The sequence below is a fragment of the Sediminicola arcticus genome (genome assembly GCF_040566695.1).
GTDB lineage: Bacteria > Bacteroidota > Bacteroidia > Flavobacteriales > Flavobacteriaceae > Sediminicola > Sediminicola arcticus.
This window is the reverse complement of sequence record NZ_JBEXAE010000010.1, coordinates 18,778-33,059: the sequence shown is the minus strand read 5'-3', so window position 1 is coordinate 33,059 and position 14,282 is coordinate 18,778. Positions and strand designations below refer to the sequence as shown.

Genomic DNA, 14,282 nt, shown 5'->3' with positions numbered 1-14,282 from the left:
TTTACTTGAATGTTAATTTCGAAATTCGCCCACTTCCTGCGGCATACGCTATAGAATCATTCAAAAAGCGAATGGTGTAAAATGATTCGTTTGATAATTTTTTCCAATTAGAACCCATATCTCCTGAGTAAGAGATTCCGTTAAAACCAACAGCAACGATATCCAAACCTGAACCTGTAGGAACAAACTGTACACAGCTCATATAACCTGGCTCTTGTCCGTCTGCTAACAATTGCCAAGTTTTACCTCCATCTTTGGTAAGCGCTTTATTGGAGTTTTTATTTTCTGCCCTGGTATAATCACCCCCAAAGGCAACCCCTAATTTTGAGTCGAAAAAAGAAATAGAATAGATTCCCTCCGTTTCCTTTTCCTTTAGCATAGGTGTGGTATAAACTTCCCATGTTTTTCCCTTATCTGAAGAATAGTAGATATTTCCTTTGGTTGTAGCGAGCCACGTCTTATCCCCTATCATTTCTATATTGGTGTTACTGGCAGCAAAGGCTCCTTCTCCCTCAATTGACTTTGGCAATAGAGTACATGGTGATTTTTTCCAAGTTTTTCCCCCATCCCTAGTTATAATAATAGACAAACATCCATCCATACTATCTCCAATAGCAATGCCTTCCTTATCATTCCAAAACTTCATGGCGTCATAAAACACTTTTTCATTCTCCTCCTTGTATACCAATTCCATATCGCCTTGATCTCCAGTCTTATACAACAACGCTGGATTGGATATTGAAAGCATAAAAAAGTCGGTCGCTGTATGTGCTACAGCTCTAAACTGAGGGAGAATGCTGTCATAAATTTGCACCTTTGTCCTTACAATACCCTTTTTTAAATCTACTGACCCGAACGTACCTTTATCTGCGGCGAAAGCTAAACTTCCATCCATGAGTTCAATGGCACGGATGCTCAAAGAGTCCTCGTAAATAGTTTCTACCGTAACTGACTTATATTGAAGGGATTTAGGTTTCTCATTACAGGAGGCAAGAAACAAAAGGCCAATTATAACTGATAAATATTTCATAGGTATAAATTTCACCAAAAATAAACGGATTACCTTCTAAAACAATACCTTTGCAACCTTAATTTTTAGGAATGCGATTACATAGAAATCTAGTATTTGGAGTTATTGATGCATTAAACTTTATCTTTAACGAGAATGAGTATGCAGACAAAGTGGTGGAAAAAGTATTAAAGTACGACAAGCGATGGGGAGCTAGAGATAGGGCGTTTATAGCGGAAACCACCTATGACATTGTACGATGGAAACGTTTATATACGGAAATTGCAGAGGTAAAGGTTCCATTCAAAAGACCGGATTTGTTTCGTATTTGGGCTGTTTGGGCCGTTTTGAGAGGTATAGAGCTTCCTGATTGGAAACAGATAGAACCAACTCCAACAAGAAGGATAAAGGGCAAGTTTGATGAGCTTTCAAAAATTAGGAAATATAGGGAATCTGTACCTGACTGGTTAGATGAATTAGGTGAAGAAGCCTTGGGAGAGGACTTGTGGACCAAAGAACTTCATGCGCTAAACGAACAGGCCGATGTTATTTTAAGGGCAAACACCCTAAAAACAACACCTATAAAATTACATGATATCTTATTAGAGCTAAATGTTGATACGGATTTCATTAAAGGCTATCCAGATGCATTAAAGCTAAAAGAACGCAGTAATGTGTTTACGACCAATGCTTTTAAAGAAGGATTATTTGAGGTGCAGGATGCGTCATCCCAATTAGTAGCAGAATTTTTGGATGTAAAACCTGGACAAAGGGTTATAGATACTTGTGCCGGTGCTGGGGGCAAAACCCTGCATTTGGCAGCATTAATGGAAAATAAGGGTCAGCTTATTGCGCTTGACATCTATGCTCGTAAACTTACAGAACTAAAAAGACGCGCAAAGCGTGCCGGAGCCCACAACGTGGAGACCAGGGAAATAGATTCTACTAAAGTGATCAAAAAACTGCACAATAGCGCAGATAGAGTCCTTATTGATGCCCCGTGTACCGGTTTGGGGGTTTTGAGAAGAAATCCTGATGCAAAATGGAAAATGCAGCCCGATTTCTTGGAAAAAGTGATCGCTACACAGAAACAAATCCTAAGTGATTATAGTAAGATGGTAAAACCAGAAGGAAAATTGGTATATGCTACCTGCTCTATCCTACCACAGGAAAACAAAGACCAAGTAAAGACATTTTTGGAATCTGAGGAAGGGAAGGATTTTATCTTAATTAGAGACAAGAACATTTATGCATCCGTTGAAGGTTTTGATGGGTTTTACATGGCTTTATTACAAAGAAAATAGATCTATAACTGACGTTAAAAATAAAGAAGGGTATAACTGGAGTTATACCCTTCTTTATTTTTATATCTTATTATAAATAGTGAACTACTCCTTTAAGGTCGGGTAACTTACCCCAAGTTGCTCTAGATATGTATCATATTTGGTATCATCAAAATAAAATTTTTCCAATTGCGGTCTATATTTTTCCATTTTATCTTGATTCAGATAAGTGGGTGGCAAATCGGCTTCTGTGATCATCGGTTGGTATTTGGTTTCCTTACTTTGTTCATTATTAAAATAATCCCAAGCCTTAGTCATTAGTTCTGGCTTTAATAAAAAATCTAAAATCGTCATTGCTTCCGCCTTAGCTCCTGCCACTACCCCCTTGTGTGCAATAGGCGTTGCCATGGCTATGGCATTACTCCAATGGTGTCCTTGAAGCCCTGGTATATTAGAAGGAAAGCGCATAGTCACCGTTGGAACCTTCCAGGAAACATCGCCTATATCATCGGAACCACCACTAACGGGATCTTTTACCGGTAGACCCAAGGGATCTAAGACAGTACTCAAGCCTTCCAATTTCTCTGAATTTACTTCCTTTTGTACGGCCTTGGCCAAGGTTTGATCGGCCTCTGACCATGTTGGTAATCCAATTTTTTGAATATTGGCATACATGCTTTCGGCAATCACCTTGTTGTAATGTCTGGGCCATGCCGTTCCTAAGACCTTTGATTTTACTGTAGTACCTGTCATCAATGCTGCTCCTTCTGCAATAGTATTGGCATCCTTATACATATCCATAATACCTTCATAAGTAATATCTCTAAAATAATACCAAATGGCGGCTTTGGAAGGCACCACATTGGGTTGATCCCCAGCATCAGTAAAAATAGAGTGTGATCTTTTTAAAGGATGTAGATGCTCCCTTTTATAATTCCAACCTATGTTCATTAGCTCAGCTGCGTCTAACGCACTACGGCCCCTCCAAGGGGATCCTGCAGAATGAGCAGCCTCCCCTTCAAAGGAATATTCTACAGAAATAAGTCCAGTCCCCTTTGTTGGCCCCCAAGAGACCTCAAGATTATCACCCACATGGGTAAAAATACACATATCGATGTCGTCGAAAAGGCCATCCCTTACGTACCAGGCTTTGGCCGCTACAAGTTCCTCAGCAATCCCTGGCCAAATAACCAAAGTGCCTTTAATTTCTTCCCGTTCCATTAGCTGTTTTACCGCTAGGGCCGCTGTAATATTTAAGGGAATTCCAGAATTATGGCCTTCACCATGCCCTGGCGCACCCTCCACTATTGGTCTATGATAGGCAACCCCTGGATACTGTGAGGCTTTTGGAATACAATCTACATCACTGCCTAAAGCAATAACTGGACCATCTCCATTACTCCACCTTGCAAACCAGGCAGTAGAAATCCCAGAAATTGAATTCTCAATCTCAAATCCATTTTCTTTTAGCAACCCAGTCAAATACTTGGATGATTCTATTTCCTGAAACCCGAGTTCAGAAAAGCTGAAAACCTTATCTACCATAACCTGGGCTTGTTTATAATTCTCCTGTACCATTTGGGCAGCCTCAGCCTTTAATTTTTCTACCTGTTTGTCAGAATATTTCTTTTGCGAATAACCAACATGGGCTAGGCCTACAAATAAGAATAGTATAATTCTGTGAGTGGTCTTTTTTAAAATATGCTTCATATGTTTTTATTAAGTTATTTCTAAATTTAAATAATTTAAGTTCACTTTCAATCTTTTGTGCTGTCCCAAATCATTTTAAGTATCTAATTTTTTATTGGAAGTATGATAAAGTTTTCCATTGAATGAACTCGACTTAGATCCTTCTTTACCAAAAATTAACAATTTGTGCTTATAAGTGTTCACTTTTCTATCCGGCATTTACACATAAAAAATGTAAATTTGTAGCTTGTTAAACAAACAATTTACGAATTCCATGATTCATTTTTTCGGGGACCCAAATACCAAAGTTTTTGCAATTCAAAGCAATAATGAACTTTCTAAAGAAGACATCGCTAAATTGACTTGGTTGTTCGGCAACCAACCTCATATAAACACGGCGTCTCTTGACGCCTTTTTTGTTGGTCCAAGAGCAGCTATGATAACGCCTTGGAGCACAAATGCAACAGAAATTACCCAAAACATGGGAGTTTCTGGTATCATTAGAATTGAAGAATTTAAAGCCAGCAATAAAGACTCCTTGGATTTTGATCCTATGCTATTGCAAAAGTATAGCGCTTTAACCCAGGATATCTTTACCATAAAAATAAAGCCAGAAGCAGTTTTGGAAATCGATAATATAGCCTCATATAATGAAAAGGAAGGTTTAGCATTGAGTAGTGAGGAAGTGAATTATCTAGTGCAAATGTCTGAAAAGATAGGTCGCAAACTCACAGATTCAGAAGTTTTTGGTTTCAGTCAGGTCAACTCAGAACATTGTAGACATAAAATTTTCAATGGTACATTTATCATAGATGGGGTTGAAAAACCAACATCATTATTCAAACTCATTAAAAAAACATCTCAAGAACATCCAGGAGGTATAATATCTGCCTATAAGGATAATGTGGCCTTTGTAAAAGGTCCGACAGTAGTGCAATTTGCTCCAAAAAGTGCAGACAAGCCTGATTTTTATGGAGAAAATAGTTTTGACTCTGTCATCTCCCTAAAGGCAGAAACACACAATTTCCCAACCACGGTAGAACCCTTTAATGGGGCCGCTACCGGTGCTGGAGGAGAAATAAGGGATCGTTTGGCCGGTGGAAAGGGATCCTTGCCATTAGCCGGAACTGCAGTATATATGACTTCCTATTCCCGTTTGGAGGAAAATAGACCTTGGGAAAAGGCTATGAAAGAGCGGGACTGGCTGTACCAGACCCCAATGGATATTTTAATCAAAGCCTCTAATGGTGCATCGGATTTTGGAAATAAATTTGGACAACCCCTAATCGTTGGTTCTGTTCTTACCTTTGAACATGAGGAAGATTTCAGAGTCTTAGGATTTGATAAGGTAATCATGCAAGCTGGCGGAATTGGTTATGGAAAAATGAATCAAGCCCTAAAAGATGCTCCTAAACCTGGGGATAAAATAGTGATTCTAGGAGGTGACAACTATCGAATTGGAATGGGCGGCGCTGCGGTATCCAGTGCAGACACAGGTGAATTTGGATCCACTATAGAGCTTAATGCCATACAACGTTCCAATCCTGAAATGCAAAAACGTGCTGCCAACGCTATACGCGGGCTGGTAGAGAGTGAACATAATCCTATTGTATCCATTCATGACCATGGTGCGGGCGGACACCTTAATTGTCTTTCCGAATTAGTGGAGGATACAGGAGGTAACATTGATCTTGATAAATTACCCGTAGGGGACCCTACGCTTTCCGCCAAGGAAATTATTGGTAATGAATCCCAAGAGCGTATGGGATTGGTAATAGGAAAAAAAGATGTGGACATGCTTCACAGGATTGCGGATAGGGAACGCTCACCCATGTATGAAGTAGGTGATGTTACGGGAGATAAACGTTTTACCTTCCAGTCCAAAACCACTGGAGAAAAGCCAATGGATCTTGATCTTTCGGATATGTTCGGGAGCTCCCCAAAGACCATAATGACCGATATTACAGTCAATAGAAAATACGCAGCTCCAGAATATTCTTTGGAAAATTTCCACGACTATTTGGGGCAAGTTCTACAATTGGAAGCAGTTGCCTGTAAAGATTGGTTGACCAACAAAGTAGACCGTTGTGTTGGCGGGAAAGTTGCCAAACAACAATGCGCCGGACCTTTACAATTACCTTTGAACAACTGTGGCGTAATGGCATTGGATTATAAGGGAAAAGAAGGAATTGTTACCTCCATTGGACACTCCCCCATCTCTGGATTGATTAGCCCAGCCGCTGGAAGTAGAAATAGCATAGCCGAAGCTCTTACAAACCTGATTTGGGCTCCAATAAAAGACGGGTTACAATCCGTTTCTTTGTCGGCAAACTGGATGTGGCCTTGTAAAAATGAAGGGGAAGATGCAAGATTATATGAGGCCGTGGAAGCAATATCTGATTTTGCCATTGAATTAGGTGTAAATGTACCCACTGGTAAGGATTCCTTGTCTATGAAGCAACGGTACAAAAATGCAGAAGTTATAGCTCCAGGAACCGTTATTATTTCGGCTGCGGCACACTGTACAGATATCACCAAAGTAGTAGAGCCAATGTTGCAAAAAAATGGTGGTGACATCTATTATATCAATCTTTCTGAAGACAGCTATAAATTAGGCGGCTCTTCCTTTGCACAAATACGCAATAGCATAGGGGACGAAGCACCAACCATTAAAGATGCCAAAAGCTTTAAGAATACTTTTAATACCATTCAAAATTTAATAGGGGAAGGAAAAATTATAGCAGGCCACGATGTGGCGTCTGGTGGACTTATTACAACCCTTCTAGAATTGTGCTTTGCAGATATCCAATTGGGAGCTAAGTTGGATTTGACCAGCCTCAGCGAATCAGATACCATCAAATTACTATTTGCCGAAAATGCAGGTATCGTTTTTCAAGGAAAGGATGCTTCCATAGAAAAAGTATTGAACGAAGCTGGAGTTACGTTTAATAAAATAGGTGTTGTTATTGAAGAGCCTGTATTGACTATCAAAAATAATAGCGTAGAAATAGGATTAAATATCAATTTCCTGCGCGACATCTGGTTTAAAACCTCCTTTTTATTGGATAGTAAACAGACTTCCAATAACCTTGCCCAGGTTCGATACGATAATTATAAAAACCAACCTTTACGTTTTAACTTCCCATCTCATTTTGATGGAAGTCTTAAAGGCTTGGCCGGATTACAAAGCTCTGGACAAGCGAAACCCAAAGCCGCTATCCTAAGAGAAAAAGGAAGTAATTCTGAACGGGAAATGGCAAATGCCATGTACTTGGCTGGTTTTGATGTGAAGGATGTACACATGACCGATCTAATTTCTGGACGTGAAACATTGAAGGACATTCAATTTATTGGTGCTGTTGGAGGCTTTTCCAATTCTGATGTACTAGGCAGTGCCAAAGGATGGGCAGGTGCTTTCAAATACAATGAAAAAGCGAACATGGCCCTTAAAAATTTCTATGCAAGACCAGATACATTATCGTTAGGGATTTGTAATGGTTGTCAGCTGTTCATGGAATTGGATCTTATCAACCCAGAACATAAAGAACATGGGAAGATGACCTATAATGACTCCCATAAACACGAAAGTGGTTTTACCTCTGTTGAAATACAAAAGAACAATTCAGTAATGCTTTCTTCTTTGGAGGGTGCCAACCTTGGTGTTTGGATATCTCATGGAGAAGGAAAATTTAAATTGCCCATGTCTAAAGAAAATTATGAGATTGTGGCCAATTATGGTTATGAAGGATATCCAGCCAACCCTAATGGATCCGATTACAATACTGCAATGCTTTGTGACAAAACCGGAAGACATTTGGTTACTATGCCCCATATTGAACGTTCTATCTTTCAATGGAATTGGGCACATTACCCAGCAGGAAGAAAGGACGAAGTATCCCCATGGTTAGAAGCATTTGTAAATGCAAGAAAATGGGTAGAGACTCATAAAAAAGGTTAGATAAGCCCATTGTAATGGATACGAATGCAGTTAAAAAGACCAATTTTTATGCGTTGGTCTTTTTATTTGATACATTTTATGATCAAAAAATAGTGTTCAATAAAAAAAAGAGGCATCTCTTTTTTTTTATAATTACCTCAAGTTTAATCCCTTAAAAAATACCAGTGTATATATTTTTCGTATTTACAACAGCTGAAAACTAGGAATTCATTAATATTATAACATTTTTAATGGGAATATCATTTTAAAATACCATTCCCTTTTCTTATTTTGGCGCTACGTTTAGATAAAAATATGCAAACAGTCACGCGCCTTTTTGATTTTCCATATTATCAATTAGAGAAATTTAACTTAGAAAAGTCATTAATTACCAAATATGATGGTAATTGGATCTCCACCTCTACTCAAGAATATATCGATAAGGCCAATATGGTTAGTCGTGCTCTCTTAAGATTGGGCGTAAAACCCAACGATAAGATCGCCGTAATTTCTTTAAGTAATAGGACGGAATGGAATATCATGGATATTGGAATTCTCCAACTGGGCGCACAAAATGTGCCTATTTATCCTACTATTTCGGAAGAGGATTATAAATATGTGCTGAATCATTCAGAGGCAAAATATTGTTTTGTTTCTTGTATAGAGGTGTATGATAAAATAAAGGCGGTAGAAGCAGATACACCCCATTTACTAGATGTTTATTCCTTTGATGCCTTATCAGATTGCAAAAACTGGAACGAAATTTTGGAAATGGGTGCAGATACGTCCAACCAAGCAGAGGTTGAAGCCATTAAAGCCGCGGTACAGCCTGATGACCTTGCCACCTTGATATATACCTCAGGAACCACAGGAAGGCCTAAGGGTGTTATGTTGTCCCATGACAACGTTGTCAGCAATGCAATGGAAAGTTCAAAACGATTGCCTATTCTTGATGGACAAACTAAAGCATTAAGTTTTCTTCCTGTTTGTCACATTTACGAACGAATGATTATGTACATCTACCAATACAGAGGAGTTAGCATCTATTTTGCAGAATCCATGGATAAGATCAGCGAAAACTTAAAAGAGACTGAGCCTCATGTTATGACTGCGGTTCCCAGATTATTAGAAAAGGTTTACGACAAAATAATTGCTAAAGGAGCAGAACTGAGTGGTATTAAAAAGAAACTATTTTTCTGGGCTGTTGAAGTTGGCCTGAAATACCAGCCCTACGGACAAAATGGATGGTTTTATGAGCAAAAATTAGCGTTGGCTCGCAAACTTATCTTTAGCAAATGGAAAGCAGGACTTGGGGGAAATTTATATCTCATAGGCTCCGGTAGTGCCGCGTTACAACCACGATTGGCCCGTATTTTCAATGCCGCTGAAATGGGTGTTATGGAAGGGTATGGCCTTACAGAAACCTCCCCTATTATCGCTGTAAACGATATGCGTAATGGCGGTTTTAAGGTAGGTACCGTTGGCAAGTTGATAGAACGTACCGAAGTGAAAATTGCCCCAGATGGAGAAATCTGTGTTAGAGGTCCTCAGATTATGCTTGGCTATTATAAAGAAACTGAAAAAACAAATGAAGTACTAATTGATGGATATTTCCATACTGGGGACATTGGGGAATTGGACGCAGAGGGATTCTTAAAAATTACCGATCGGAAAAAAGAAATGTTTAAAACCTCTGGCGGAAAATATGTTGCGCCACAGCTTTTAGAAAATAGGTTTAAACAGTCACGCTTTATTGAACAAATTATGGTGGTAGGTGAAGGTGAAAAAATGCCAGCAGCCCTAATACAGCCAGATTTTGAATTTATTAAAAATTGGGCAAAGATACACGACGTTCATGTTGGCGATAATAAAGAATTGGTCAAAAATGATAAAGTTATTGAACGATTTCAAGAAGAGGTAGACTTAGCAAATGAACATTTTGCCAAATGGGAAAAAGTAAAACAATTCCGTCTGACTCCAGATGCATGGACCATTGAAGAAGGCCATCTCACACCCACATTAAAATTAAAGCGAAAAATAATTAAGGAAAAGTATTTGAAACTTTATTATGATATCTATGGTAATCCAGATGTCCGTTAAATTTAATATCTAAATACCCCAATTCCTTTGGGGTATTTTTTACCCTTCATTTTATATATTTTAATAAAATTTATTATGCATGCATAATAAATTTTATTATATTTGGATATCTATTTAAAAGAAAATGAAGGATATTACCGCTGATTATGCACTAAGGGCTACTTGGCAAGCAGTCACTAAAATGTATAATGAAGAGGCCAAAAACTATGACACTACGATGGCTATAGGCTTTACTCTGCTTAGCATAGATCCAAAAACAGGGACTCCTTCCACTGCCTTGGGACCTAAAATGGGTATGGAAGCAACCTCACTTTCTAGAATAATAAAGAGTATTGAAGACAAAGGATTTATAGAAAGGAAACCGAATCCAGATGACGGGAGAGGAGTTCTTATACACTTGACCGCCTTGGGCTTAGAAAAAAGAAAATTATCTAAAGAGGTAGTCATGCGCTTTAATGAGGTTTTAAAGCTTAATATCCCAAACGAAAAACTACAACACTTTTTTGAGGTAACCGAAAAAATCAACAAATTAATAGCCGAAAAAAAGATCTATATAAAAAATTCAACAACCTAATAATTCTAATTATTGATGAACAAACATATAAAAAAAATAGCGGTAATTGGCTCGGGTATAATGGGAAGCGGCATTGCTTGCCATTTTGCAAATATTGGTGTACAAGTATTGTTATTGGATATTGTACCAAGAGAATTAACCGATAAGGAAAAAGCTAAAGGATTAAGCTTAAAAGACAAAATGGTTCGCAATAGACTCGTGAACGATTCTTTAACGGCTTCTTTAAAGTCAAAACCATCTCCTATTTATCACCAAGATTTCGCAAATCGAATCCAAACAGGAAATCTTGAGGATGATATCGCTATGGTAGGCCAAGTAGACTGGATTATTGAAGTGGTAGTTGAAAGGCTGGATATCAAAAAGAAGGTATTTGAGGATTTGGAAAAATACAGAACTCCTGGAACGTTGATTACTTCCAACACCTCTGGAATTCCAATCAAATTTATGAGTGACGGAAGAAGTGATGATTTCCAGAAACACTTCTGTGGCACCCACTTTTTTAATCCTGCGCGATATTTAAAATTATTTGAAATTATTCCTGGTCCACAAACTTCTCCAGAAGTATTGGATTTCCTTAATGGGTATGGAGAAAAATTCCTAGGAAAGACATCGGTGGTTGCCAAGGATACTCCTGCATTTATTGGTAATAGAATTGGTATTTTCAGTATACAGAGTTTGTTTCATATGGTCAAGGAAATGGACCTTACCGTAGAAGAAGTTGATAAATTAACCGGTCCTGTTATAGGTCGACCTAAATCTGCCACCTTCCGAACAGTAGACGTTGTTGGTTTAGACACTTTAGTACATGTGTCCAATGGAATTTACGAGAATTGCAAAAAAGATGAGCGTTTGGAACTTTTTAAACTTCCTGACTTCATAGACACTATGATGAAAAATAATTGGTTGGGAAGCAAAACTGGCCAAGGTTTTTATAGTAAGATAAGAAACGCCGATGGATCTAGTGAAATTAAGACATTAGACCTAAACACTTTAGAGTATAGAGCTAATAAAAGGGCAAGTTTCGCTACCTTAGAATTAACCAAGACTGTAGATAAGGTTGTGGACAGGTTCAAGGTATTGGTTGGTGGTAAGGATAAAGCAGGTGAATTTTATAGAAAAACTTTTGCTGCCTTATTTGCTTATGTATCTCATAGAATTCCTGAGATCACCGATGAGCTTTATAAAATTGATGATGCCATGAAGGCTGGTTTTGGCTGGGAACACGGTCCTTTCCAAATATGGGATGCAGTAGGATTGGAAAAAGGATTAGAAATGATCAAAGCAGAAGGCTTAGAACCTGCTGCATGGATTGATGAAATGATAGCTGCTGGCTCAACTTCATTTTACGCTGTAAAAGACGGATCTACCTATTACTACGACATTCCTAAAAAAGCTATTGAAAAGATTCCAGGTCAAGATGCCTTTATCATATTGGACAACATTCGTAAGACCAAGGAAGTATTTAAAAATAGTGGGGTAGTAATAGAGGATATAGGAGATGGTATTCTAAATGTGGAATTCCAATCCAAGATGAATACCATAGGAGGAGATGTTTTGGCTGGTCTTAATAAGGGCATCGATCTTGCTGAAAAAGATTTCCAGGGTCTGGTGGTTGGAAATCAGGCCGCCAATTTTTCTGTAGGTGCAAATATCGGAATGATATTCATGATGGCCGTAGAGCAAGAATATGATGAATTGAACATGGCTATAAAAATGTTCCAGGATACCATGATGCGTATGCGCTATTCATCTATCCCAACGGTAGCAGCACCCCACGGTATGACATTGGGAGGAGGCTGCGAAATTTCATTACACGCAGATATGGTAGTGGCCGCTGCTGAAACGTATATGGGATTGGTTGAGTTTGGTGTAGGTGTCATCCCTGGTGGTGGTGGTTCCAAAGAAATGGCCCTTAGAGCATCTGATATTTTCAGAAAAAACGATGTAGAATTAAATGTTCTACAAGAATATTTCTTGACCATCGGTATGGCAAAAGTTTCTACTTCAGCTTACGAAGCCTTTGATTTGGGAATTCTTCAAAAAGGGAAAGATGTAATTGTGGTAAATAAAGACCGGCAAATTGCTACTGCTAAAGCATATGCAAAACTTATGGCGGAAACTGGGTATACGCAACCTCCAAAACGCACCGATGTAAAGGTATTGGGTAAACAAGCTTTAGGAATGTTTTTAGTGGGAACAGACGCTATGCAAGCTGGTAACTATATTTCTGAACACGATAGAAAAATTGCCAATAAATTGGCCTATGTGATGGCGGGAGGTGACTTATCCGAAGCAACTATGGTGAGTGAGCAATACTTATTAGATTTGGAACGTGAAGCCTTCTTATCCCTGTGCACGGAGCGCAAAACCTTAGAACGAATCCAACACATGTTAAAAACTGGAAAACCACTTAGAAACTAACACTGGGAAGTGAGATATAAAGTATCATGGGGGTAACCTTTACTTTAAAATTAACTTCAAAAAATAAAATAAATGAAAACAGCATATATAGTTAAAGCCTACAGAACAGCAGTTGGGAAAGCACCAAAAGGCGTATTCCGATTCAAAAGACCAGATGAATTGGCCGCGGAAACCATCGAACATATGATGAAAGAGGTACCTCAACTAGATAAAAAACGAATAGATGACGTAATCGTTGGAAACGCCATGCCTGAAGCCGAACAAGGTCTCAATGTAGCCCGACTAATTTCTCTTATGGGATTGAACATAGATGACGTTCCAGGGGTTACTGTAAATAGATATTGCGCTTCAGGAATAGAAACCATCGGTATTGCCACAGCAAAAATACAATCTGGAATGGCCGACTGCATTATAGCAGGTGGAGCAGAAAGTATGAGTTACATTCCCATGGGCGGCTACAAGCCTACTCCAGATTATTCAGTGGCCAAAGCAGGACACGAAGATTATTATTGGGGTATGGGACTTACTGCAGAGGCTGTAGCAGAACAATTTAAAGTGTCCCGGGAGGATCAGGATCAGTTCGCTTACAATTCGCACATGAAAGCCTTAAAGGCTCAAGCAGAAGACCGTTTCAAGGAACAAATAGTCCCTATTAACATAGAGCATACGTTTGTTAATGCAAATGGAAAAAAAGAAACTAGTTCCTACACAGTAACCAAGGATGAGGGCCCAAGGGCAGATACTTCTTTGGCTGTTTTAGGTAAGTTAAGGCCAGTTTTTGCTGCCAACGGTTCGGTAACTGCTGGAAACTCTTCCCAAATGAGCGATGGTGCCGCCTTTGTCCTTATCATGAGCGAGGAAATGGTGAAAGAACTTAATTTAGAACCTATAGCCAGATTAGTGAATTACGCTGCTGCCGGAGTAGAACCTAGAATTATGGGAATAGGACCGGTAAAAGCAATTCCAAAAGCTCTTAAGCAAGCGGGTTTAAAACAAGAAGATATTGAGTTGATAGAGTTAAACGAGGCTTTTGCTTCCCAATCTTTAGCAGTCATTAGAGAATTAAAACTTAATCAAGACATCGTAAATGTAAACGGTGGAGCCATTGCACTAGGTCATCCATTAGGGTGCACAGGTGCCAAGCTTTCTGTACAGTTATTTGATGAAATGCGCAAGCGAAACATGAAGGGAAAATATGGTATGGTAACCATGTGCGTTGGAACTGGGCAAGGCGCTGCAGGGATTTTTGAATTTTTGAATTAGAAAAAC

The 14,282-nt window shown here is 38.8% G+C and carries 8 protein-coding genes; 6 read left to right on the top strand and 2 right to left on the bottom strand.

Features of this window, described 5'->3' with window-relative positions; genetic code table 11:
- Window position 1 precedes the first annotated feature (1 nt).
- Window positions 2–1,030 (bottom strand): WD40/YVTN/BNR-like repeat-containing protein, encoded by a 1,029-nt coding sequence (locus tag ABXZ36_RS15125; RefSeq protein ID WP_354616521.1) that lies wholly within the window; start codon window positions 1,028–1,030, stop codon window positions 2–4.
- 71 nt (window positions 1,031–1,101) lie between these two features.
- Between ABXZ36_RS15125 and ABXZ36_RS15120 the strand changes: the two genes are divergently transcribed.
- On the top strand, window positions 1,102–2,313 hold the full coding sequence (locus ABXZ36_RS15120) for an RsmB/NOP family class I SAM-dependent RNA methyltransferase (protein WP_354616520.1): 1,212 nt from the start codon (window positions 1,102–1,104) through the stop codon (window positions 2,311–2,313).
- Window positions 2,314–2,397: 84 nt separating this feature from the next.
- Here ABXZ36_RS15120 and ABXZ36_RS15115 read toward each other — a convergent pair whose 3' ends face one another.
- Window positions 2,398–4,002: an amidohydrolase gene (locus tag ABXZ36_RS15115; protein ID WP_354616519.1), complete on the bottom strand. Its 1,605-nt coding sequence runs from the start codon at window positions 4,000–4,002 to the stop codon at window positions 2,398–2,400.
- A gap of 253 nt (window positions 4,003–4,255) precedes the next feature.
- Between ABXZ36_RS15115 and purL the strand changes: the two genes are divergently transcribed.
- From purL to ABXZ36_RS15090, 5 genes are all read left to right on the top strand, one after another.
- Window positions 4,256–7,939, top strand: a complete 3,684-nt coding sequence (gene purL / locus ABXZ36_RS15110) for a phosphoribosylformylglycinamidine synthase (protein ID WP_354616518.1) — start codon at window positions 4,256–4,258, stop codon at window positions 7,937–7,939.
- A 294-nt stretch (window positions 7,940–8,233) separates the two neighbouring features.
- A complete protein-coding gene (locus tag ABXZ36_RS15105; RefSeq protein WP_354616517.1) occupies window positions 8,234–10,018 on the top strand; it encodes an AMP-dependent synthetase/ligase in 1,785 nt (594 codons plus the stop codon).
- Between the two features lie 124 nt (window positions 10,019–10,142).
- Entirely contained in the window at window positions 10,143–10,592 is a 450-nt protein-coding gene (locus ABXZ36_RS15100) for a MarR family winged helix-turn-helix transcriptional regulator (protein WP_354616516.1), read from the top strand.
- A 15-nt stretch (window positions 10,593–10,607) separates the two neighbouring features.
- On the top strand, window positions 10,608–13,013 hold the full coding sequence (locus ABXZ36_RS15095) for a 3-hydroxyacyl-CoA dehydrogenase/enoyl-CoA hydratase family protein (protein WP_354616515.1): 2,406 nt from the start codon (window positions 10,608–10,610) through the stop codon (window positions 13,011–13,013).
- A gap of 72 nt (window positions 13,014–13,085) precedes the next feature.
- Window positions 13,086–14,276 (top strand): acetyl-CoA C-acyltransferase, encoded by a 1,191-nt coding sequence (locus tag ABXZ36_RS15090; protein ID WP_354616514.1) that lies wholly within the window; start codon window positions 13,086–13,088, stop codon window positions 14,274–14,276.
- Window positions 14,277–14,282: the final 6 nt, after the last annotated feature.